The following is a 21,149-nucleotide window of genomic DNA, read 5'->3' on the forward strand; positions in this document are numbered from 1 at the left end:
CGAACCGATTGACGCGGATTCACATCCGTTTTGATCCGTCCAGTCCGCGTCATCCGCGTTCCTGTTTCTTCTCAATCACGCTATGAAATACACTTTTTGGCTCTTGTTTTCCGCGTTAGGAACTACAACCGCCTTCGCGCAGGAAACCAACTCGCTGGGCATGAAACTCGCGACGGTTCCGGCCGGCCGGTTTTATCAGGGCTCGGAGGGCGAAGGCGAAGATTACGACGAAGCGCCGGTGCACCGCGTCACAATTTCCAAACCGTTTCGGATGGCGGTAACGGAAGTAACCAATGCGCAGTACGAAGCCTTTGATCCGGAACACCGGAAATTGCGCGGGAAAGCCGGTTTTTCAAACGACGACGCCGAAGCCGTGGTGTTCGTGAGCTACGCCGAAGCCGTGGCTTTCTGCGACTGGCTCAGTAAAAAAGAAGGCAAACCGTACCGGCTGCCGACCGAAGCCGAATGGGAATATGCCTGCCACGCCGGAACGGTCACGCCCTTTTCGACGGGCCGTTTTTTGCCCGCAAGCTACCAGAAAAGCCAGAAAACGGACCGCACCCCGGTTGCCGTTTCGCTGAAAGTGGCCCAAACGCCCGCCAACGCCTTCGGTCTCCAGGATATGCACGGCAACGTCGAAGAGTGGTGCGCCGACTGGTATGGCCCCTACGCTGCCGCCGAGCAGCGCGATCCGGTGGGCCGGGCCTCCGGCTCCTTTCGCGTCACGCGCGGAGGCAGCCACGGAACGCCGGTGCAGTACCTGCGTACCACCAACCGGCTGGGCATGATTCCCGAAGACAAGACCTGGCTGGTCGGTTTCCGGGTGGTGCAGGCCGAAAAACCGACCTCGCAGCCCCTGCCCGCCCTGCCGCCGAAAACCCACGCGCAGAACGTTTCGCAAAAACCGGCTTCCTGGAAAACCGTCGCGGCCCCGAAACCGGTTTTTCTGGAACCGATTCGTTACGTCAACAAACCGGATTGCAAGGCCGAAACGCCGTTTTATTCGCACAATCACCAGCCCGCCATCACCTGGATGCCCAACGGCGACCTGATGGCAATCTGGTTCTCGACGGAAAAAGAAGCCGGGCGGGAGATGACGGTGGTGGCCAGCCGGTTGCGGGCCGGGCAGCCGCGCTGGGAATTGCCCACGGAGTTTTTCAAAGTGCCGGATCGCAACATGACGGGCAGTTCGATTTTCCACGACGGCAACGGCACCCTTTACCACATGAACGGCGTCGAAGCGGGCGGTGACTGGCAGAATCTGGCGATGGCGTTACGGACCAGCCGCGACAACGGCGCGAGCTGGTCGTCCCCGAAACTGGTGGCGCCCGAGCACGAAAAACGGCATCAGGTCATTGCCGGGATGTTTCAGACGAAAGAAGGCTGGCTGGTGCAGACCTGCGACGCCGACCCCAGTTCGTCGGGCGGTTCGGCGGTGCACGTCAGCCGGGATGGTGGCAAAACCTGGGCGGCTGCGTCGAGCGATCCCCAGAAACCGGCGTACAAAAACGGCGCGTCGGGTGGGCTGATTGCCGGGATTCACGCGGGCGTGACGCAGTTGAAAGACGGCAGTCTGCTGGCGTTCGGTCGCAGCGATAACCTTTCCAACGCCGAGGGTGTGCTCCGAATGCCGATGAGCCAATCGCAGGACATGGGGAAAACCTGGACGTATTCGCCCTCCGGATTTCCGCCGATTGGGGGTGGGCAGCGGCTGATTCTACACCGCCTGAACGAAGGCGCGATCCTGTTGATCGGCTTTACGCACCACCCCGAAGAACCCGACGAAGCGAAGAAAGGGATGCTGTTTACCGACGCCAGCGGCAAGTCATTCAAAGGGTACGGGATGTACGCGGCCCTGTCGTTCGACGAAGGCAAAACCTGGCCGGTCAAAAAATTGCTGACTGATGGCAACTACCGCTACCTCAACGGCGGGGCCTGGACCGGCGCGTTTGAAATGGATGCCACCCACGCCGAACCGCGCGGTTACCTGGCCCTGACGCAAACCCCCGACAACCTGATTCACCTGATCAGCAGCAGCATTCATTACCGGTTTAACCTGGCGTGGCTGCAACAGAAAATGGCGGTGGAAGCGGCAAAACAATAAAGCCAACACGCGCGAAACAATTGGCGCTTTATGCCCTAGTGGAACCGCATTTTGTTCCTAATTTTACGACATGGAACCGCTACGCATTGCTACCGCCCAGTTTGAACACCACAACGGCGACAAAAACCGCAACCTTGCAATCATTCGTCAACTGGCCGCCAAAGCTTCCGAACAGGGCGCTGATGTGGTTGCTTTTCACGAATGCTCCATTCCCGGCTACACCCACGCCCGGCACCTGTCGCGGGAGCAGATGCTGGCGCTGGCCGAACGCATTCCGGAAGGGGACAGCATCCGGACGCTGACCGATATTGCCCGCGAAAACCGTCTTGTGATTCTGGCGGGGCTGTTTGAAAAAGACGAGCAGGACCGGCTTTTCAAGGCGCAGGTCTGCGTCGGCGAAAACGGGTTGATTGCCAAGTACCGCAAGCTGCATCCGTTCATCAACCCGCACCTGCTGCCGGGCGATCAGTACGTGGTGTTTGAGATCAAAGGCTGGAAGTGCGGCATTCTGATCTGCTACGACAACAACGTGATCGAAAATGTCCGGGCCACGACGCTGCTGGGGGCCGACCTTATTTTTATGCCGCACGTCACGATGTGTACGCCCTCGACCCGGCCCGGAGCCGGTTTTGTCGACCCGGCGCTTTGGGAAAACCGGGAAGCCGACCCGACGTCGCTGCGACTCGAATTTGACGGCCTGAAAGGCCGGGCCTGGCTCATGAAGTGGCTGCCCGCCCGCGCGTACGACAACGGGATTTACGTGGTCTTCTCCAACCCGATTGGCATGGACGACGATCAGCTCAAAAACGGCTGTTCCATGATTGTCGATCCGTTTGGGGACGTGCTGGCCGAATGCCGGAATCTGGGCAACGACCTTGCCATTGCCACCTGTACGCCCGACAAACTGACCAGGGCGGGCGGTTTTCGCTACAAAAAAGCCCGCCGACCCGATTTGTACCGCGAGATCATCGGACAGCCGCACCAGTCCGAACAGAACGTGGTCTGGCTGAATCCCGAAACCGGCTCAGCAGCCCAGCAATAAACCGTATTCCGCTCCTAAACCCGTTTTTTATGCGTTTTCTGCAAATGCTCCTGCTCATTGGCTGGGCCAGCGTCAGCTTACAGGCCAAAGATTACCCGGCTTCGTTGTTTGGTATTTATTCGGACGGCGCCACGCTCAACACCCGCTCCATCCAGTACGCCATCGACCACATTCACCAGAACGGCGGGGGTCGGCTGGTGTTTTACGTGGGCCGGTATCTGACCGGTTCGGTGCATCTGAAATCCAACGTAACCATCCACCTGGAAGAAGGGGCCGTGTTGCTCGGTTCGCTGAACCCGTTCGATTACGACCGGCACATCTGGACGGCGCTGGTGTTTGCCGAAAATCAGCAGAATATCGGCATTACGGGCAAGGGCGTCATCGACGGCCAGGGGCGGTATCTGGCCCGTAATGTCGTCAACGTCATCCAGAAGGGGCTGGTCAAGGATCTGTTTCGCTACGACCGGCCGGAAGCCGAGGCCCGGGCGGTTTTGATTTATTTCCGGGGCAACCAGCGCGTTAAAATTCAGGGCGTTACCTTGCGAAATTCGGCCAGCTGGGTTCAGATTTACGAGCAGTGCAAAAACGTGCAGCTGGACGGCATCACGGTCGATAGCAAAGCCTACTGGAACAACGACGGCATTGACCTGGTGGACAGTGACAGCGTCAGCGTGACCAATTCGTTTATTGATTCGGACGACGACGGCATTTGCCTGAAATCGCACGATGCCACGAAGGTTTGCCAGAATATTTACGTCCGCAACTGCACGATCCGGTCCAGCGCCAACGCCATCAAATTCGGAACGGCCAGCTACGGCGGTTTTCGAAACGTCAAAATGCACCAGATCAAGGTGTACGACACCTACCGCTCGGCCATTGCGCTGGAAGCCGTCGACGGCGGTTTTATCGAAAATGTGGAAATTGACAGCCTGCAGGCCCTCAATACCGGGAATGCGATTTTTCTGCGCATCGGCGAGCGGGTGAAGGGTAAGAAAGGCCGGCTGGAAAACGTCCGGCTGACCAACATCCGGGTCGAGGTGCCCGCGACCAAGGCCGATGCCGGGTATGAATACGAAGGACCGATTGAAGACATGCCCCGCAACATTTCGCCCTCCTCGATTGTCGGTATGCCGGACGCTTTCGTCAACAACGTGACGCTCCGCAACGTCGAGATCATACAACCGGGCGGGGGCACCACCCAGTTTGCCAACGTGCCCCTCAACGCCCTCCACAAAGTCCCCGAAAAACCGGAAGCCTACCCGGATTTTTCGATGTTCGGCGAGTTGCCAGCCTGGGGTTTTTACCTGCGCCACGCCCAGAACATCCGGTTTGAGAACGTGCGGTTGACCTGTTTGAAAAAAGATTACCGGCCCGCCGTGGTCCTCGACGACGTGAAGCAGGCGGTTTTGACGCCCATGACCATCCACGATCCGGACAAGAAAAAACCGCCGGTTTTTGCCAGCCAGTCGAGCGGTGTGACCTTGCCGGGTAAATAAACCAGAAAACCGGTCTGGTCACTTCACCAGCCAGTCGTACGAAAACCGGCTGTAGACAATTTGGGTGTATTTATCTTTTTCGTACAGCAGACCGATGTCGCCGTTTTGCTGAATGACCAGATCGGAATAGGCCGACGAACCGCCGTAAATCGTTTGGCCCGCCGACCAGCTTTGGCCCTCATCCGGGCTGATTCTGACGGTCAGATTCTCGCGGCTCTTCTGGCTGTTGGGATTCGAGAACAGCAGCACCGCTTTCCCGCGCCGGGGCCGGTAAGCGATCATACTGCCCTGGCAAACCGGGTCGGGCAAATCCGGGGCCACCCGCACCGGCTCCCAGCTTTCTCCGCCGGTTTTCGACCACGACAGCAGGCGGTTTTTCACGTCGCCCGACTGGTTGCGGCTGTTCATCAGCAGGTTTCCGTCGGCGGTTTCCACGGCCGTACTTTCGTTGCTGCCGGGATAGGCGATGCTGGGCGTTAGTTTCCAGCTTTTTCCGTGATCGTCGGAGTAAAAACCGTGTGCCCGGTAATCGCGAAACTGCGGTTGCGGTGGTCCGGCGGAATGGTTGGCGGGTACAAAAAGCCGGCCCCGGTAGCGCCCTTTTTGCAGTTGCAGCGCGTGGCCCGGGGTGTTGGCGTACGATCGCCAGTCGTCCGCAAACGCATAGGCCGGGTTAACGGCGGGTTTGTTCGGGCGGGAAACCTGCGTGGTGATGTTCACGGAATCCGACCAGGTCTGGCCATTGTCGGCGCTGGTTTTGTACCAGACTTCCCGCACGGCCTCCCCGTTCCGAACCTTGTTCTCCGACGTGATGCCGGTGTTGTAAATCAAAAAAAGCCGTCCGCGCCGAAAAGCCGGGTCCGTCAGGTCGAAAACCGGCGCGGGATTTCCGGCCTGAAACGTTCCGTTGTCGGCCACCACCCGCAGCGGTCCCCAGGTCCGGCCGTTGTCGGTGCTGACCCGGAGCACCAGATCGATATCGCCAAAGTCGTCGCAATCTTTCTTCCGGCCTTCCGCAAAGGCCAGCAGCGAGCCGTCCGGTGCTTTCACGATGGCCGGAATCCGGTAACATAGATAACCCGCGTCACCGTTCCGAAAAACCGTTGTTTCTTCGGGCGCGACTGGCGGCAAAACCATCCCGGCGGATGAGAGGACCAGCGCAGTGACCAGACCGAGGGATTGGCGTAAAAACCGGAGCATGAGCAGGATCAGGAACGAGTAGGAATTCGCGAAACTAGACAAATTTCGGTTCATCTGCTGAAAATGTGTTTCCTTTGAACCATGAGCAGTTGGTATCTCATCGACTTAATCGGCACCAGCGTGTTTGCCATTTCGGGGGCGTTGTCGGCCCTGAGCAAAAAGATGTACCACGATTTGTTCGGCATCTTTTTCATCGGTTTTCTGACGGCCGTCGGGGGCGGCACCCTGCGCGACATCATCATGGGTGCGTATCCCATCGCCTGGATCCGTGACCCGAATTACCTGATCGTGATTCTGGGCAGCGTCAGCGTGGCGGTTTTGGGGCGTCGGTGGTGGCTCGGCAAACTGCGCCGGGCGCTGCTGGTGTTCGATACACTCGGCATCGGGATTTACACCATTCTGGGTATGCAGAAAGCCCTGGGTCTGGACGTCAACGGCTGGGCTGCCATTCTGCTCGGCCTGATGTCGGCGCTGTTCGGGGGCGTTTTGCGCGACACGCTGGTGAATGACCTGCCCCTGATTTTCGACCGGCAGGTGTATGCCACAGCCTGTCTGGCCGGAGCCGTCGTTTACCTGACCGGGCGGGCGCTGGGGCTGGATCCAACCCTCAATTTCCTGATCTCTGCCGGAGCCATTACGTTCATTCGGCTGCTGGCGATCCGCAACGGCTGGTCGTTGCCGCGCATTGATGGTCAGTGAATGACGTAGCCCAGGTTGTGCTTGATTTCTTTCAGGACGAAGGTGCTGTTCAGGATGCCAATGTTCTCAATTTCAGAGAGTTTGTATTTTACAAAATTGTGGTAACCGTCGAGGCTGCTGACGTGAATTTTCAGCAGAAAATCCACCTGACCGGCCATGTGGTAACATTCCTGCACCTCTTCGAGCTTCTTGATTTCCTCCTCAAACTTATCGATGAACGCCTTATCGTGGTAGCGCATCGACACCTGACAGAAGGCCGTGATCGGCTGGCCCAGCAGGTTTTTGTCCAAAACCGCCACGTACTGCTTGATAAATCCCAGGCTTTCGAGTCGCTTGATGCGTTCGTAAACCGGCGAGAGCGTCAGGCCCAACTGAGCCGCTAACTCCTTCGTAGTCAGCTTTGCATCGGCCTGCAAAAGCCGCAGCAACTTCTTGTCAATTTCATCGAGTTGTTCCATGCCGAAAATTTTTCTACGGAAAGCTGTATGAATTTCGCTAATTCAGTGATTTTGTCTGCTAACAGCTTTTACTGCAGCAATATTAGCGGATTTATTGAATAAATAGCCAAAAATAGCCGGCATAAGTACCTTTGTACCATAAAAACAATTCGAGGACCAGCGTTGTTACGTTTCATACTTCAACCGACTAAAAAAATGAAGCGCGAGACCATTTTAGTGATCGGCGCCAACGGCCAGATCGGAACAGCCCTGCTGCCCCGGCTTCAGGCTCTGTATGGCTTGAATTCGGTGATTGGTGCGGATTTGCGCCGGCCGGATCAGGAGCAGGGGATTTTTGAGATTCTGGATGCCACCAAAGCCGACGCGCTGGCCGAGCTGGTGCAACGGTACCGGATCACGCAGATTTATCACCTGGCCGCCGTGCTGTCGGCCAAAGGTGAATCAGACCCGCTGGGTGCCTGGAATCTGAACATGCAGACGCTGCTCAACGTGCTGGAAGTAAGCCGGATCCATCGCATTCGGAAGGTGTTTATTCCGAGTTCGATTGCGGCTTTTGGCGAACACGCGCCCAAATTTGAAACGCCCCAGACCGCTTCGCTCGACCCGGCCACGGTTTACGGCATCAGCAAGGTAGCCGCCGAAAACTGGTCGCTGTATTACCACAAACGCTACGGGCTGGATGTGCGCTCGCTGCGGTATCCGGGGCTGATCAGCTACCAGTCGATGCCGGGGGGCGGCACCACCGATTACGCCGTCGCGATTTTCCACGCGGCCGTTCAGGGGCAACCGTACGAATGCTTTCTGGCCGAGGATACGCTGCTGCCGATGATGTACATGGACGACGCGCTCCGGGCAACGCTGGAACTGATGGAAGCCGCCGAAAACCGCATCGGTGTCCGAACGTCGTACAACCTGGCGGGCATGAGTTTTACGCCCGCTGAACTGACCGCTTCGATTCAGACGTACTTTCCCGGTTTTAGGGTTCGGTATCAACCGGATTTTCGGCAGGCCATTGCCGACTCCTGGCCCAGAACCATCGACGATTCGGTGGCCCGTCAGGATTGGGGCTGGCAACCGGACTATGATCTCTCCCGCATGACGCAGGAAATGATCGCCCAGCTTTCGAACGTTTATCACACCCTTGTTCCAACCCATTAACGGTATGTACGGCATCAAAGAAGAACTTCAGCAGGAACTCGACTCGATTCGGGAAGCCGGTTTGTATAAATCCGAACGGATTATTATTTCGCCCCAATCGTCGGTCATTGCGATTCACGGCGGTCGGGAGGTCCTGAATTTTTGCGCCAACAATTACCTCGGCCTGTCGTCGCATCCGGCGGTGATCGAAGCGGCTCACCAGACGCTCGACAGCCACGGTTTTGGCCTGTCGTCGGTGCGGTTTATTTGCGGCACGCAGGACATTCATAAAGAACTCGAACGCAAAACCGCCGAGTTTGTCGGGGCCGAAGACTGCATTCTGTACGCGGCCGCGTTCGATGCCAACGGCGGGGTTTTCGAGCCGCTGCTGAACGAAGAAGACGCCATTATTTCGGACGAACTCAACCACGCTTCGATCATCGACGGCATTCGGTTGTGCAAGGCCAAGCGGTTTCGGTACAAGCACAACGACATGGCCGATCTGGAAGCGCAGTTAAAAGCCGCGGAGGGCAATCGGCGGAAACTGATCGTGACCGACGGTGCGTTTTCGATGGACGGCACCATTGCCCAACTCGACAAAATCTGCGATCTGGCCGACAAGTACGGCGCGATGGTGATGGTGGACGAATGCCACGCCAGCGGTTTTCTGGGAAAAACCGGTCGCGGAACCCCGGAATACCGGAATGTGTTCGGTCGGATTGACATCATCACCGGCACCTACGGCAAGGCGCTCGGCGGGGCGTCGGGCGGTTTTACGGCAGCCCGGAAAGAAATTGTCGAGCTGCTGCGTCAACGCTCACGGCCCTATTTGTTTTCAAACACACTGGCTCCGGCCATTGTGGGGGCGTCGCTGAAAGTGCTTGAAATTCTGGGGTCGTCGACCGAACTGCGCGACAGGCTGGAAGCCAACACCCGGTATTTCCGGGAAGCCATGACAACCGCCGGTTTTGACATTCTGCCGGGCGAACACCCGATTGTGCCGATTATGCTCTACGACGCCCCGCTGGCCCAGTCGTTTGCGGCTAAGTTGCTGGAAGAAGGCATTTACGTCATCGGTTTCTTTTATCCGGTGGTTCCGAAGGGCAAAGCCCGGATTCGGGTGCAGATTTCGGCGGGCCACGAACCGGAACATCTGGAGAAAGCCGTGGCTGCCTTCACCAAAATCGGCCGCGAGCTGGGCGTCCTTTCCGCCGAACAGCCGGTTGCCTAGTTACCAATCCAGCAAAAAAGCCGTCCAGAACAATTCTGGACGGCTTTTTTGCTGGATCAGTTCAGTGCTTGCTGAGCCATTCCAGAATATAATCCGCGTCTTCTTGCCAGGTCGGTTGGCCCAGCACGAAGTGGTTGCGTCCCGGAAATTCCTTGTAATCGAGCACCGAACCGTTTGGTTGATACGCTTTATAGTTCCGGTGATTCAGGTGGGCCGGAATGATGTTGTCGATTTCACCGGAAGTGATGAGCAACGGAGCGTGCGGTTTGGCAAAATCCACATTAGCCGCGCTGGTCAGCCCACCCCGGGCGACGGTTTTTGATTCCGGAATCGTGTTTTCTTCGTAGGCTTTTTTCTGCTCGTCCAGCGGCATGTTGTTCACGAACGCATACTGCCAGTCGGCAAACGACATCAGGTAGGTTTTCTTCAGCGAGGTAAACAGGCCCAACGCTTTCCAGCCCGCTTTCAGAAACGAAAATTCGTACGGAAAAACGCCTTGCGGGGGAACCGGGTGGATGGCAACCCCGGCTACGCCCAGACCCCGGTTGATCAGAATCTGGGTGATAAGCCCGCCCAGCGAATGGCCGACAATAATCGGTTTTTCGGCTAATTTTTTGGCAATGTTCGCGTAGTGATCGACGAGTTCGGTTAGGGTCAGCGCGGCCAGATCGGTGTCGTTCGGCTGGCGGTTACGAAGTTCGGCGGCCGTTCCGTTTTTGTAGGGCCAGGCCGGAGCGAGCGTTTTATATCCCTTGCTTTCAAAGTAGGCCTGCCATGCTTTCCAGCTGCTGTTAGCGACAAAGGCTCCAGTGACGAAGAGGAGGGTTTTTGTGGTATTGGCTTTCATGATCGTATCGTTTAGACGTTGTGTTTTGGTCTGTCGTTCAGTGATTTGAACAAGACAAAGGTCCGCACAAGGACGATCAATACTTTTAACCTGGGTTAAAAAAGCCGGAGCAACTGAAAAATTTCTCGGGCGTAATTATAAAGTTTTTCCGGAATAAGTGACTTGCTGCAATTGCCTTCGTCCAATACTATGTAAACCGGCTGATTGTTCGAAGCACCGGTTTTGATCACCCATCCGTACTGGTACTGAATCATGAGAAAATACATGCTTGCTTTAGCCGCACTGGCTTTTACGCTCGTTCTGGTTTCGGTCGTAACCAGCGGTATTCTGAGTGTCATCTGCGCACTGATTGCGGCCGGTCTTGGGGTGTGTGCCGGTTATGTTCAGGCTGCGGTCCTGGTAGACGAAAACTATCAGGTGATTCCGAACACGGAGACCGCACCGTCAGCGGCCAAAACGCCCCATTTGATGCCGGAAACTACCGTTTCTAAGTATTAAAGTCGGAAACCGGTAAGGCGTCCGTCGTTAGGGCTTAGCGCTCCATCATCCGTTTTCGAATGCGGCTCAGCGAGGGCCCCTGAATCCCGAGGTAAGACGAAATATGATAAAGCGGGATGGCATTGTAGAGATCGGGATGCTGCTTCATCATCTCCAGATACCGTTGTTCCGGCGTTTTGAACAAAAAATCTTCGGCCCGCTCCATCGCAACGTTAAAAGCCCGCTCGGCCACCAGCCGGCCAAAATGCTCCCACTGCTTTGATTCCTGATAGAGCTGGTTGATGTGGTTGACGTGAATGTACAGAATCGTCGAATCGACCATCGACTCCGTGTAGTAATTGCAGGGCGTCTGGTTGACAAAACTCTTGTAAGAAACAACAATCTGATTCTGAGAGAAGAAGAAAACGTTTTTTTCCTCGGCGGTTTCTGAATGAATGTAATAGGTCCGGAAAATACCGTTCAGAATAAAGCCGAGGTGTTTACAGACATTCTTGTATTCGTTGTAGAATTCGCCCTTCCGGTAGCTTTTCTTTTGCCAGTAGGGAATGGACAGAGCAAATGCTTCCTCATCCATTCCCGCAAACTGTTTTAGGGCATACCCCAGTAAATCGATTTCATTCATAAGCCGCTATTTTTCCGTTCGGTTCTTTGTCTTTCGCCAGTCCCGCCCTCTGGTCCATGTGCAGCGTCTCCTGATAGGTTTTGTTGTTCAATGGATCGTAACCGTATTTCGGCAGTTGCGGCTTAAAGTACAAAAAACATTTTTGTCAACTTTTTTGCGGAGTAGCCAAATTCTATTTGATGAACAGGTAAGGCGCTTAAAGATACGGTTTTGTGCTGAATGGACCCATCAATCGGTTTGCTAACTTCCATTTCCCGTTATGGCTGGGGTTACCAACTTTATCGTTGATTTTTCCTTTTCTGCGTAAAGTGCCGGATTTATGACCTATCTGGAATTATATAAAAAATATAGACTTTGCCGGCCCCTTATTAAGCTGAAGCTGAGGATTTTGTTGGCTTCCTGAAAGCCAAACAGGAAAAAGTGCTGAGTCAAAAAAACAGCCGGTTTTTGGCAGTGCTCAAGGCCAATTTGAAATGTCGCCGGATTTTGACGCTCCTCTGGACGATTTTGCTGATTAAATGTAATGGGTCTGTTACTGAACACCCAAGCACTCATCTGGTTCCGCAATGGCGATGTAAAAGCGCTGTCGGTCAAAGTCCGGACTGAAATCGAAGATCCACAAAATACCTCGTTTGTCAGTATGGTCAGCCTCTGGGAAATGGCCATCAAAATCCGGCTCGGAACGCTTACCTTCCGACCTGCCTACGACGATCTTCTGGCTTTAATTGATCAGAACAGATTGGCTCTACTTCCCGTTATCTTTCAACATACGCAGCAGTTATTAAAGCTGGAGATGCATTACCGCGATCCGTTTGATCGGTTATTGATTGCGCAATGTCTGATTGAAAATAAGGTACTAGTCACAAAAGACCGCCATATCCCTCAATACCCTGTTCGTTGTCTCTGGTAGTTTTATCGTATTCGACGTATCCGGTGGGAACCCGTCTATTCATCGGTATTCATTTCCCGTTACGGCCAGAATTGTTACCTTTGCGGCTGATTTCCTGTATCGTTTCACTGATTGATATCTAACAAATGGAGAAAATTAAAGTAGCTAATCCGGTGGTCGAACTGGACGGCGACGAAATGACCCGCATTATCTGGAAGTTTATCAAAGACAAGCTCATCCTCCCTTACATCGACGTTGACATTAAATATTACGATCTGGGCGTTGAATACCGCGACGAAACCAACGATCAGGTGACCATCGATGCCGCTAACGCCATCAGGGAATATGGAGTTGGGATTAAATGCGCCACCATCACGCCCGATGAAGACCGCGTGAAAGAATTCAATCTGAAGCAGATGTGGAAATCGCCGAACGGTACGATCCGGAATATTCTGGACGGTACGGTTTTCCGCGAGCCGATTGTGATCAACAACGTTCCGCGCCTGGTGACCAACTGGTCGGCCCCGATCATCGTCGGTCGTCACGCATTTGGTGATCAATACCGCGCCACGGATTTCGTCGTGCCCGGTAAAGGCAAGCTGACGATGAAGTTCGAGGGTGAAGACGGAACCGTGCAGGAATTTGACGTTTATCAGTTCAAAGGAGCCGGTGTCGCGATGGGGATGTACAACGTAGACGAGTCGATCCGCGGGTTTGCGCAGGCTTGTTTCAACATGGCTCTGCAAAAAGGCTGGCCGCTGTACCTGTCGACCAAAAACACGATTCTGAAGAAATACGACGGTCGTTTCAAGGATATTTTCCAGGAAATTTACGAAAACGAGTTCAAGGCGAAAGGTGTTCACTACGAACACCGTCTGATCGACGACATGGTGGCCTCGGCCCTGAAATGGGAAGGCAATTTTGTCTGGGCGTGTAAAAACTACGACGGTGACGTTCAGTCGGATACGGTGGCGCAGGGTTTTGGCTCACTCGGCTTGATGACCTCCGTGCTGGTGACGCCCGACGGCAAAACGATGGAAGCCGAAGCGGCCCACGGCACCGTAACGCGCCACTACCGCGAACACCAGAAAGGCAACCCGACTTCAACCAATCCGATTGCGTCGATTTTCGCCTGGACGCGCGGTCTGGCGTTCCGGGGCAAACTGGACGGCAACCAACCGTTGATCGACTTCTGCGACGCGCTGGAAGCGGTTTGTATCGAAACCGTCGAAAGTGGCAAAATGACGAAGGATCTGGCGTTGTCGGCGTTCCCGGCGGGTACTAAATTGACCGCTGGTGAGCATTACCTGAACACCGAAGATTTCCTGGAGGCACTGGATCAGAACCTGAAAGTGAAACTGGGTTAATTTCAACGCATGCGAAATAGTAATTAGACCTGTAAGGTTTCAAAAACCTTGCAGGTCTTTTTTGTCTGAAGAACTATCTAATTTTTATTTGTAAAACGTCAACAGGCACGGCTACGCAAGCGGTTAAGAAAATTGTTAAACCGAACGAAAACCGGCAGGTGGCCATAATCGTCTCATCGGGCCGGAAGACATTTTAAGTGCCGCAACCGCCTTCACCCATCGCTTCCTGCTGGCTACGATCAACAAAAAACGCTTTGAGCGCGTTGATACCCTGACGCTCATTACGCCGGAAACACGGATGTTATGGATGCTATTAAATCCTTCTTCCAACCTTTTTCCTTTTTCCAGCGTCTTATACCAAAACCTGTAAACGTGATGAAGACGCTATCCCTGTTGCTGAGCCTGCCATTGCTCATTGCCGCCTGCCAAACCGCCCCCTGGGATAACGAAGTGGCCGTTAGCGCGGATTGTCCGTCGTATGCCGAGTGGAAAAAAGCCGCCGAACTCCGCGAAGTGCCGGGAACGGTGATTAACGAAGCCGAAACGTCGCAAACCAGCACCTGGCTCTACATCCTGACCCGCGACAGCACCCGGTATTTTCCGTGCAACCTGCCCGAAACGGCCCGAAAAACCGGAACCAAAGTGGTCTTCAACGCCGATGAGTTTGCGCCCCCGCCGAACGTCCGGCTGGCCGGTGTCCCCATCAAACTGACAAAATTACGGACGAGCCGGTGAGGTTGGTTAACGATCCAGTTGGGCCAGAACCCGCTGGTCGGCCCGACGAACTAGCTGCTTAATACTGCGCCAGGCCCGCAGCATGAGCCGGATTCGAAAGTAAAGCACGATGGGTTTGGGAAAGTGTTTGCGAGCAAACAACAGACTGCTCTGGTGGAAACTGCCGTTGAAAAACTTTTCTTCCACGCCCGAATCGACGCCCCCCTCGTTGCTGGCGTGGTGAATCAGCGCGGCCGCGGCCACATACCCCATCCGGCACCCGGCCCGGTAGGCCCGCAGACCGAAATCCGCATCCTCGTGGACGGCAACACCGACAAAACGCTCGTCGAACAAACCAGCTTTATCAAAAACCGGGCGGGATACCGAGAAGTTAGCGCCGGTGACGACGTTGACCGGCCCATCGACCGGGCAATCGTCACTGCCGGTGAATTTCAGGTACCACGTAAGCCAGGACGGTTTCGGTTTGGGCGAAGCGTGTTTTTCAATGATCCGGCCCTGCACCACCTCTAGGCCGTTCTGATGAGCCTGAACATGGGTTTGAATGAACGCCGGTTCAAATTCCGTATCGTCGTCAATGAAGATCACCACGTTGCCCCGGGCGTGCCGGAGCCCAAGATTCCGGGCGGCTGTGAGCGACGGTTTTTCGCTCCGAATCCACTGAAACCGGTTTTGGTTCGTTTCCAGAAAGTGTTGGGTAGCCGGTTCGTGCCGGCGCGTCTGATCGACAAGGATAATTTCGAAGTCGCGGAAATTTTGCCGAAAGGCACATTCCAGGCACTGAATCAGCAGGGCTTCGCGGTTGTAGGTCGGAATAATCAGGGATGCGAGCACAAAGGTTGAGTCTGGTAGCCTTATAACTTTTCCCGAAAGAGTTTCAGAATGTCGTCGGTTTTGGAAGGCAGAGGGGCATCGCGCTTGATGAATTTGCCGTCGCGCCCGATCAAACCGGCCGCTGGAACGTACTCGGCCCGCAGCGAACGGAGCAGGTCGCCAAACTGGTCTTCTTCGACGTAGACGTGCACGCCTTTGGGCTTATTTTTCGCGACCCATTCCCGCCAGTGGGGCATCGACGTTTCATTGCTGCACACGTAGGCAAACAACACATCGCGGCTGCCAATTCGCTCCTGAAGCGCGCGGGCTGCGAACATTTCCTGACGCGACGGCTCCACGTCCGTCGACCAGGCGAGCACGTAAATCGGTCGCCCCTGCGCCTGTTGCTGGAGCTGCTCGATCAGTTCTTTGCCGTACCGGCTGGACTGTAGCAGACTCACGCCCGACAGGACTTCTACCGGTTCGTTAATCCGTTTTTCGCTGAATTTTTCGGAGAACTCCCGCACGGTCGCGCTGTCTTTCACTTCCAGCCGGTACAATTCTTCGAGCGAAAGCTGGTAATGCCGGTCGCCCACCTCCGGCCGGATGTGCTGGTACAACAACTCCTGGTTTTTCAATTCGATGGTCGGCAGATTCATGGCCAGAAACTGGGCTTTCAGGTAATCCAGACCGGTGCTGTCCACAATTTTCCGGTACTCCGCCATCGTCGTTTCATACGTCAGCAGTTTGGTCAGTCGGTCGTCATGGCGTTGCATAATTCGCTGCAACATCGTTATGTCGCGACTCACGCCGGATTTGGCGGTTTTGAGTTCCTGAATCCGGCTGCGTTCCGTTTCCGATAAATCGTTGACATACCGGTCGACCAGCCGGGCAAACGTACTCACCGGAATGCTGCGTCCCGAACCCGTCAGCGATAAGTCAGACACCCGCGAACCGGCATAGGCCGCAAACCGATCCATCGCCGTTGCCCGCTGCACCGTCAGAAAAAGGTCGTCGGCGGGGCGCAAAGTGCTGGCGGGCACGCTGGTTTCCAGCCGCGTGTCCTGCTCGGCTAACGCTTTTTCGTACAGAAAAGCCGCTGCTTCGTATTTGGCCGCCGAGCGGATGTATTGATCCAGCAGGGGCAGGACTTCGTTGGTCTGCCGGTATTTTTCGTAGGTGGTGATGAACTCGTTGGTCAGAATCTTCCGGCTGTCTTCCGCCGACCGGCCAACGAGCCGCCGTGATAACTGACGGTTATCCGTTTTGGGTTTGTTTTTGAACTCATATGCTTTGTACCGAGTCAGTTGGTTGTTAACCTGGGCGTTGAGACCGCGAAACCGGAAAGGCGCTTCCGACAAAAATAAGGAGTCGGCATCGAGGGCAATTTCGATGGTGCCGGATGATGCCAGAAAGGCCGTTGAAATCTGGCCAAAATTGAAATACAGTTCTTCGTACGGATACACCAGCGGCAAGGTTACCCGAAACGAACCGTCGGGCTCCAGCGGGGCCGGGCGGGCCATCTCGCGGCTGGCCTGCAGAATGTTGTTGCGCGAAATCGTAACGTTGGGGCTCTGGCGGTAGAGCTGAATCGTCAGGTTTTTGATCCGCCCGGTAACCGTAACCGAATCGGATTTTAACTGACCGTAGGCCGCCGTGCCTAACGGACTGAAAAAACCGGTCAGCAAAAGGCAAAAAGCCGAAAATAGGTGATATCGTAACGTTGGCATGAAAGCAAGGACGCTGGTCTACTCAGAAAAGAATACAAGTTAAACCGCCCGGTGCACACTACCAAACGTTCCTGATCGGGTGGGCTATTTCACCTTGATGCCGTGATAGGTTTCCATGTCCTGATAATCTTTCCGCAGCGGATGGCCCTGCCAGTCGGTGGGCAGCAAAATCCGGCGCAGGTCCGGATGCCCGCTGAACTGAATTCCGACGAGGTCGTAGATTTCGCGTTCGTGCCAGTCGGCGGTGCGCCACACGTTCGTTACCGTCGGAACCGCGGGCAGCGGTTCAGCCCCGGCATTGCGCGGCAGCAGTACTTTGAACATCAGCGTGTGCTCGTACGGGATGGACGTCAGGTTGTAAACCACCTCCATTGAATTGGCTTGCGGCCCGTTGTCGATGCCGGTCATGCAGGCCAGAAAATCAAAAAAGAACCGGTCGTCGTCGCGCAGAAACTGGCAAACCTCCGCAATTGCGGCCGTTTGAACCACAAAAAAAGGCTGCGGATTGGTGGTATTGATTTGCTGGATGAGGTCAGCGCCAAACCGGGCGACGAGCAGATCGGTGATTTCAGAGAAAGTCATTCCGCAAGTTAGCGAATCGAGATAATGGTGATCTCGTCGGCTTCAAATTTAGATCCCCAACCGCACTGCACGGTTTTCTTCCGGTCCGTGAATTTGTAAATGATGTTGCCTTGTTTCTGGTTGTCCTTCCCCAGAAAACTCTCGATGACCCCGGTCGATTCGGCATCGGGCGCATACCGGACTACTTTAGCCGGATCATTCCAGTTCAGGGCCACGTGCGTTTCGCAGCCGTCGTAGGCCAGCCCGTTGGCATAAACCATCACATCATCCCGAAGTTCCGGACCGGTTGGTTCGTCGCTGTTTCGGCACATCGCCAGGCCAAAAACCGTGGTCAGTATCAGAAGGGTCGTTTTCATTGCAGTTTTCTTTTAATTTTCAGGACCCTTCAGCGACCGCCGGGGTTGGACTGTCTCCCAAACTTTTGCGGTTTTCTTCTAGTTCCAGCGCCAGCAAAGCCGTGGGCGCGGGTTCTTCGGTCAGCCGGGCGTTCCGGATTTTTTCCTGTAATTTCAAAAAACCGCCAATCAGCGCTTCCGGACGCGGTGGACAGCCGGGCACGTAGACATCGACCGGAATGATCCGGTCTACGCCCTTGACGACGTGATACCCGTGTTGCCAGTACGGCCCTCCGCAGTTGGAGCACGAACCCATCGAAATGACGTAGCGCGGTTCCGGCATCTGTTCGTACAACCGCCGGATGCGGTCGGCCATCTTGAACGTTACCGTTCCCGAAACAATCATCACATCCGACTGCCGGGGTGAAGGGCGAGGGAAAATACCGAACCGCTCCAGATCGTAGCCCGACGCAAAGGTCTGCATCATTTCGATGGCGCAGCACGCCAGCCCGAAGCCCATCGGCCACAGCGACGAGAGCCGCGCCCAATTCAGGAGGTCTTCGGCAGTGGTCAGCAACACGCCCCCTTCGCCGGATTTAAACCGTTGATCGAGTAAACCGCTCATGGTAAAACTTTTAAAACCGGTACGATCTTCAAGACCTTGCCGGTTTACTGTATTTCTGATTTACTTTTTCGTACAGCGAAGCTGGGACGCTGGTTTTGATTTCCGGCACTTTGGGTTCCGGTTTTACCCAATCCAGAAAGCCCTTCACCCAGGCGTAGGCCAGCCCCAGCGCCAGCAGGGCAACAAAGATAAACATCTCCGTCAGCGACAGCCAGCCCCACAAGCCGTAGGTTTCTTCGATCAACCGCTTCTGCCCGAAAACCGTTGCCCACGGAAACAGAAACACCAGTTCGACATCAAACAGCACGAAGATGATGGCCACCACGTAAAACCGCACGTTGAACTGCACGTTGGCGTTTCCGACCGGTTCTTCACCGGATTCGTAGGTCGTCAGTTTTTCAATATTGGGACGGTTGGGCCGGAGCAGCCCCCCCACAAACAAAATCAGCCCAACGAACGCCAGGCCGGTGATGATGAACAGGAAAATGATGCCGAAGTCGGATAACATTGCTGAATGGTCTGAACCCGAACTAATCTGTGAATCCGGGTTCAGGACGGTTTTTTATTTCATATACGTTCCAAAAACGTGGTCCCACAGGGGGGACGAGACGCCGTAGTTCCGGTCGTGGCTTTTGTAATGGTGCACCGAATGGTTGATCCAGAGCCACTTGAAAAAGTTTTTGGGCGGAGCGTAGGCGTGTACGATGAAATGCACGAACAGGTAGCCCGAATACCCCACCAGAAAACCGGGGAAAAAGGCGTACGAAGCTTCCCCCAGCAGCAAAAACATCACCGCGAACAAGGCCGCGCCAACGAAAATGGCCGCAGCCGGAGGCATCGCCAGCCGGGTTTTGTCTTTGGGGTATTCGTGGTGAATCCCGTGAAACGTATATTGAATCTTGGCCTTCGCCGGGGTGTCGGCTTCCATGTGGAAAACGCCCCGGTGAACGGCGTATTCGACCAGGCTGAAAACCGTAACGCCCGCAAAAAACAGGAAGCCGATCCAGGCCGCCGACATGTCGGTGTACGTGAAGGCGTACCAGCCGAAAATGGTGGAGGTTACTAAGTAAATTCCAATCGGTACGGAGATGTGGGTACGTGACAAACGTTCCAGAATGGGATTCTCGAACAACGGTTTGGTGCCACTATTTTTGGGTCTGACTTTGTTTTTGGTTATTGTTCCTTCCATGATTATAAACGAGTGATTCCGCCGAACCGTTGGGAAACGCGGTAGCGATGGGTGTGTATATGTAAGCGCAAATTTATATTCCAATTCCAGAGATAGTCAAGCAAGTTGACTGATTTCTATTTTGTCACCAGCTGATCTTCGACCTTTTGCTTGATGGCTTCCAGATTGCCTTTCGGCAGTTTGGGCTTGATAATCAGCCGCAGCGATTGGTCGTCGCTCAGGTAATTCCAGGCCCAGTTGATCAAAATCAGCAAGCGGTTTTTAACACCGACAATGGCCATCAGGTGAATAAACAGCCAGACCATCCAGGCAAAAACGCCCTGAAAACTCCAGAACGGCAGATCGACCACGGCTTTTCCCCGGCCAATGGTTGCCATCGTTCCGAGATCTTTATAGACAAACTCCTGCATCGGTTCGTTTTTCAACGTCCGGATGAAGTTTTTCGCCAGGTGTTTGCCCTGCTGAATGGCCGGCTGCGCAATCTGTGGGTGGCCATTCGGGTATTTCTCTTCGGTCATCAGGGCAATGTCACCCACGGCGTACACGTCCGTCAAGCCCTGCACCTGACTGAGCCGGTTCACCAGAAGCCGTCCCCCGCGTCCGATGGTTTCTGGCGGCAAACCGTTGAGCGGATTGGCCTTCACGCCAGCCGCCCACACCAGGTTATTCGTCCGGATCGTGGAGCCGTCGGCCATGTACACCAGCCGCCCGTCGAAATCCTGAACGCGGGTATTCAGTTTGACAACGACCCCCAGTTTTTCAAGGTATTGCTGCGATTTAACCTGCGATTCTTCCGACATGGGTCCCAGCAACTCACCCCCGGACTCGATCAGGTAAATCTTCATCATCCGGAAATCCAGCTCGGGGTAGTCGCTCGGCAACACGGTTTTTCGCATTTCAGCAAACGTTCCGCATAACTCGACACCTGTCGGGCCTCCTCCCACTACGACCACGTTCAAAAAACCTTCTTTTTCGTCCACACTGTCCACCGAGAGGGCATCTTCAAAGTTCTGAAGCACCCGGTTTCGGAGGGTGATGGCTTCCGAAACCGACTTCATCGGCAAGGCCCGCTCGATGATGTTTTTCATGCCGAAAAAATTCGTATCGGCGCCCGTCGCAACGACCAGATAATCGTATTCGATCGGGCCGAGGTCGGTATCGACGGTTTTGGTATCGGGATGCACCGCCGTAACGGTCGTTACGCGGATGTGAACATTTTTGCAGTTTTGAAAAACCGCCCGCAGGGGAAACAGAATGGAACTGGCTTCCAGCCCGGACGTCGCCACCTGATAATACAGCGGCTGAAATTCGTGGAAGTTATTTTTATTGATCAGAACGACCTGAAAGTCTTTCCGGCTTGAGAGTTTGCGCGCTAACTGCAACCCTCCGAACCCCGCCCCCACAATCACTACACGCTTTCGGTCGGTACGTGGAATATTTGGGTTCATGTTCTTTCGAGTTAAACCTTTTGTCAGAATAACTCCAATCGTTTGGGTAAGGTTTCAACCAGGACCGGTAAACGGTTGATTTTGGCCTAAATTCCAGTCAAATTC

At 54.8% G+C, this 21,149-nt stretch carries 22 protein-coding genes and 1 pseudogene; 11 read left to right on the plus strand and 12 right to left on the minus strand.

The window, feature by feature from the left end; all coding sequences use genetic code 11:
* Positions 1-82 precede the first annotated feature (82 nt).
* The 3 genes from ACYVHX_RS10250 to ACYVHX_RS10260 all read left to right on the plus strand — a co-directional run bounded on the left by ACYVHX_RS10250 (position 83) and on the right by ACYVHX_RS10260 (position 4,642).
* The gene (locus ACYVHX_RS10250) at positions 83-2,104 is read left to right on the plus strand and encodes an SUMF1/EgtB/PvdO family nonheme iron enzyme (RefSeq protein ID WP_460671531.1); all 2,022 of its coding nucleotides are present in this window, start codon (positions 83-85) and stop codon (positions 2,102-2,104) included.
* Between the two features lie 70 nt (positions 2,105-2,174).
* Positions 2,175-3,146, plus strand: coding sequence for a nitrilase family protein (locus ACYVHX_RS10255; RefSeq protein ID WP_460671532.1), 972 nt, complete (start codon positions 2,175-2,177; stop codon positions 3,144-3,146).
* A gap of 29 nt (positions 3,147-3,175) precedes the next feature.
* Positions 3,176-4,642, plus strand: coding sequence for a glycoside hydrolase family 28 protein (locus tag ACYVHX_RS10260; protein WP_460671533.1), 1,467 nt, complete (start codon positions 3,176-3,178; stop codon positions 4,640-4,642).
* A gap of 18 nt (positions 4,643-4,660) precedes the next feature.
* Here the strand turns inward: ACYVHX_RS10260 and ACYVHX_RS10265 are convergent, their stop codons facing one another.
* Entirely contained in the window at positions 4,661-5,896 is a 1,236-nt protein-coding gene (locus ACYVHX_RS10265) for a sialidase family protein (RefSeq protein ID WP_460671534.1), read from the minus strand.
* Positions 5,897-5,923: 27 nt separating this feature from the next.
* On the opposite strand from ACYVHX_RS10265, the gene ACYVHX_RS10270 reads away from it, so the two are divergent.
* Entirely contained in the window at positions 5,924-6,541 is a 618-nt protein-coding gene (locus ACYVHX_RS10270) for a trimeric intracellular cation channel family protein (RefSeq protein WP_460671535.1), read from the plus strand.
* On the opposite strand, the gene ACYVHX_RS10275 is transcribed toward ACYVHX_RS10270, so the two are convergent.
* Positions 6,535-6,999, minus strand: coding sequence for an Lrp/AsnC family transcriptional regulator (locus ACYVHX_RS10275; protein ID WP_460671536.1), 465 nt, complete (start codon positions 6,997-6,999; stop codon positions 6,535-6,537). The two genes, ACYVHX_RS10270 and ACYVHX_RS10275, sit on opposite strands and share 7 nt — an antisense overlap.
* Before the next feature lie 195 nt (positions 7,000-7,194).
* Between ACYVHX_RS10275 and ACYVHX_RS10280 the strand changes: the two genes are divergently transcribed.
* Both ACYVHX_RS10280 and kbl read left to right on the plus strand, forming a co-directional pair.
* Complete coding sequence (locus ACYVHX_RS10280; protein ID WP_460671537.1) at positions 7,195-8,157, plus strand: NAD-dependent epimerase/dehydratase family protein; 963 nt, start codon at positions 7,195-7,197, stop codon at positions 8,155-8,157.
* Positions 8,158-8,161: 4 nt separating this feature from the next.
* Positions 8,162-9,367 carry a glycine C-acetyltransferase gene (gene kbl / locus ACYVHX_RS10285; RefSeq protein ID WP_460671538.1) on the plus strand — a complete coding sequence of 402 codons (1,206 nt, stop codon included), beginning with the start codon at positions 8,162-8,164 and terminating at the stop codon, positions 9,365-9,367.
* A gap of 61 nt (positions 9,368-9,428) precedes the next feature.
* Here kbl and ACYVHX_RS10290 read toward each other — a convergent pair whose 3' ends face one another.
* Positions 9,429-10,214, minus strand: coding sequence for an alpha/beta hydrolase (locus tag ACYVHX_RS10290; protein WP_460671539.1), 786 nt, complete (start codon positions 10,212-10,214; stop codon positions 9,429-9,431).
* Between the two features lie 264 nt (positions 10,215-10,478).
* On the opposite strand from ACYVHX_RS10290, the gene ACYVHX_RS10295 reads away from it, so the two are divergent.
* The gene (locus tag ACYVHX_RS10295; RefSeq protein WP_460671540.1) at positions 10,479-10,712 is read left to right on the plus strand and encodes a hypothetical protein; all 234 of its coding nucleotides are present in this window, start codon (positions 10,479-10,481) and stop codon (positions 10,710-10,712) included.
* Between the two features lie 34 nt (positions 10,713-10,746).
* On the opposite strand, the gene ACYVHX_RS10300 is transcribed toward ACYVHX_RS10295, so the two are convergent.
* Positions 10,747-11,334 carry a Crp/Fnr family transcriptional regulator gene (locus ACYVHX_RS10300; protein WP_460671541.1) on the minus strand — a complete coding sequence of 196 codons (588 nt, stop codon included), beginning with the start codon at positions 11,332-11,334 and terminating at the stop codon, positions 10,747-10,749.
* Between the two features lie 458 nt (positions 11,335-11,792).
* On the opposite strand from ACYVHX_RS10300, the pseudogene ACYVHX_RS10305 reads away from it, so the two are divergent.
* The 4 genes and pseudogenes from ACYVHX_RS10305 to ACYVHX_RS10320 all read left to right on the plus strand — a co-directional run.
* Positions 11,793-11,852: pseudogene (locus tag ACYVHX_RS10305) on the plus strand (hypothetical protein); the annotation flags it as partial.
* A gap of 5 nt (positions 11,853-11,857) precedes the next feature.
* Entirely contained in the window at positions 11,858-12,244 is a 387-nt protein-coding gene (locus ACYVHX_RS10310; protein WP_460671542.1) for a type II toxin-antitoxin system VapC family toxin, read from the plus strand.
* Between the two features lie 125 nt (positions 12,245-12,369).
* Positions 12,370-13,590 (plus strand): NADP-dependent isocitrate dehydrogenase, encoded by a 1,221-nt coding sequence (locus ACYVHX_RS10315; protein ID WP_460671543.1) that lies wholly within the window; start codon positions 12,370-12,372, stop codon positions 13,588-13,590.
* Between the two features lie 375 nt (positions 13,591-13,965).
* The gene (locus ACYVHX_RS10320; protein WP_460671544.1) at positions 13,966-14,325 is read left to right on the plus strand and encodes a hypothetical protein; all 360 of its coding nucleotides are present in this window, start codon (positions 13,966-13,968) and stop codon (positions 14,323-14,325) included.
* A 6-nt stretch (positions 14,326-14,331) separates the two neighbouring features.
* Here the strand turns inward: ACYVHX_RS10320 and ACYVHX_RS10325 are convergent, their stop codons facing one another.
* From ACYVHX_RS10325 to ACYVHX_RS10360, 8 genes are all read right to left on the minus strand, one after another.
* On the minus strand, positions 14,332-15,156 hold the full coding sequence (locus ACYVHX_RS10325) for a glycosyltransferase family 2 protein (RefSeq protein ID WP_460671545.1): 825 nt from the start codon (positions 15,154-15,156) through the stop codon (positions 14,332-14,334).
* A 20-nt stretch (positions 15,157-15,176) separates the two neighbouring features.
* A complete protein-coding gene (locus ACYVHX_RS10330; RefSeq protein ID WP_460671546.1) occupies positions 15,177-16,865 on the minus strand; it encodes a TlpA family protein disulfide reductase in 1,689 nt (562 codons plus the stop codon).
* Positions 16,866-16,949: 84 nt separating this feature from the next.
* Positions 16,950-17,447 (minus strand): NADH-quinone oxidoreductase subunit C, encoded by a 498-nt coding sequence (locus ACYVHX_RS10335; protein WP_460671547.1) that lies wholly within the window; start codon positions 17,445-17,447, stop codon positions 16,950-16,952.
* A gap of 8 nt (positions 17,448-17,455) precedes the next feature.
* Positions 17,456-17,803: a hypothetical protein gene (locus tag ACYVHX_RS10340; RefSeq protein ID WP_460671548.1), complete on the minus strand. Its 348-nt coding sequence runs from the start codon at positions 17,801-17,803 to the stop codon at positions 17,456-17,458.
* Between the two features lie 19 nt (positions 17,804-17,822).
* Positions 17,823-18,407, minus strand: a complete 585-nt coding sequence (nuoB, locus tag ACYVHX_RS10345; RefSeq protein WP_460671549.1) for an NADH-quinone oxidoreductase subunit NuoB — start codon at positions 18,405-18,407, stop codon at positions 17,823-17,825.
* Between the two features lie 28 nt (positions 18,408-18,435).
* Positions 18,436-18,915 (minus strand): NADH-quinone oxidoreductase subunit A, encoded by a 480-nt coding sequence (locus ACYVHX_RS10350; protein WP_460671550.1) that lies wholly within the window; start codon positions 18,913-18,915, stop codon positions 18,436-18,438.
* 54 nt (positions 18,916-18,969) lie between these two features.
* Positions 18,970-19,596 carry a sterol desaturase family protein gene (locus ACYVHX_RS10355; protein ID WP_460671551.1) on the minus strand — a complete coding sequence of 209 codons (627 nt, stop codon included), beginning with the start codon at positions 19,594-19,596 and terminating at the stop codon, positions 18,970-18,972.
* A 116-nt stretch (positions 19,597-19,712) separates the two neighbouring features.
* A complete protein-coding gene (locus tag ACYVHX_RS10360; RefSeq protein WP_460671552.1) occupies positions 19,713-21,044 on the minus strand; it encodes an NAD(P)/FAD-dependent oxidoreductase in 1,332 nt (443 codons plus the stop codon).
* Positions 21,045-21,149 lie beyond the last annotated feature (105 nt).

The organism is Larkinella ripae, assembly GCF_054780775.1.

Excerpts from the sequence above, each read along its gene's own strand:
- ACYVHX_RS10250 (WP_460671531.1), top strand. The coding sequence starts at position 83 with ATGAAATACACTTTTTGGCTCTTGTTTTCCGCGTTAGGAACTACAACC.
- ACYVHX_RS10255 (WP_460671532.1), top strand. The coding sequence starts at position 2,175 with ATGGAACCGCTACGCATTGCTACCGCCCAGTTTGAACACCACAACGGC.
- ACYVHX_RS10260 (WP_460671533.1), top strand. The coding sequence starts at position 3,176 with ATGCGTTTTCTGCAAATGCTCCTGCTCATTGGCTGGGCCAGCGTCAGC.
- ACYVHX_RS10265 (WP_460671534.1), bottom strand. The coding sequence starts at position 5,896 with ATGAACCGAAATTTGTCTAGTTTCGCGAATTCCTACTCGTTCCTGATC.
- ACYVHX_RS10270 (WP_460671535.1), top strand. The coding sequence starts at position 5,924 with ATGAGCAGTTGGTATCTCATCGACTTAATCGGCACCAGCGTGTTTGCC.
- ACYVHX_RS10275 (WP_460671536.1), bottom strand. The coding sequence starts at position 6,999 with ATGGAACAACTCGATGAAATTGACAAGAAGTTGCTGCGGCTTTTGCAG.
- ACYVHX_RS10280 (WP_460671537.1), top strand. The coding sequence starts at position 7,195 with ATGAAGCGCGAGACCATTTTAGTGATCGGCGCCAACGGCCAGATCGGA.
- kbl (WP_460671538.1), top strand. The coding sequence starts at position 8,162 with ATGTACGGCATCAAAGAAGAACTTCAGCAGGAACTCGACTCGATTCGG.
- ACYVHX_RS10290 (WP_460671539.1), bottom strand. The coding sequence starts at position 10,214 with ATGAAAGCCAATACCACAAAAACCCTCCTCTTCGTCACTGGAGCCTTT.
- ACYVHX_RS10295 (WP_460671540.1), top strand. The coding sequence starts at position 10,479 with ATGCTTGCTTTAGCCGCACTGGCTTTTACGCTCGTTCTGGTTTCGGTC.
- ACYVHX_RS10300 (WP_460671541.1), bottom strand. The coding sequence starts at position 11,334 with ATGAATGAAATCGATTTACTGGGGTATGCCCTAAAACAGTTTGCGGGA.
- ACYVHX_RS10310 (WP_460671542.1), top strand. The coding sequence starts at position 11,858 with ATGGGTCTGTTACTGAACACCCAAGCACTCATCTGGTTCCGCAATGGC.
- ACYVHX_RS10315 (WP_460671543.1), top strand. The coding sequence starts at position 12,370 with ATGGAGAAAATTAAAGTAGCTAATCCGGTGGTCGAACTGGACGGCGAC.
- ACYVHX_RS10320 (WP_460671544.1), top strand. The coding sequence starts at position 13,966 with ATGAAGACGCTATCCCTGTTGCTGAGCCTGCCATTGCTCATTGCCGCC.
- ACYVHX_RS10330 (WP_460671546.1), bottom strand. The coding sequence starts at position 16,865 with ATGCCAACGTTACGATATCACCTATTTTCGGCTTTTTGCCTTTTGCTG.
- ACYVHX_RS10335 (WP_460671547.1), bottom strand. The coding sequence starts at position 17,447 with ATGACTTTCTCTGAAATCACCGATCTGCTCGTCGCCCGGTTTGGCGCT.
- ACYVHX_RS10340 (WP_460671548.1), bottom strand. The coding sequence starts at position 17,803 with ATGAAAACGACCCTTCTGATACTGACCACGGTTTTTGGCCTGGCGATG.
- nuoB (WP_460671549.1), bottom strand. The coding sequence starts at position 18,407 with ATGAGCGGTTTACTCGATCAACGGTTTAAATCCGGCGAAGGGGGCGTG.
- ACYVHX_RS10350 (WP_460671550.1), bottom strand. The coding sequence starts at position 18,915 with ATGTTATCCGACTTCGGCATCATTTTCCTGTTCATCATCACCGGCCTG.
- ACYVHX_RS10355 (WP_460671551.1), bottom strand. The coding sequence starts at position 19,596 with ATGGAAGGAACAATAACCAAAAACAAAGTCAGACCCAAAAATAGTGGC.
- ACYVHX_RS10360 (WP_460671552.1), bottom strand. The coding sequence starts at position 21,044 with ATGAACCCAAATATTCCACGTACCGACCGAAAGCGTGTAGTGATTGTG.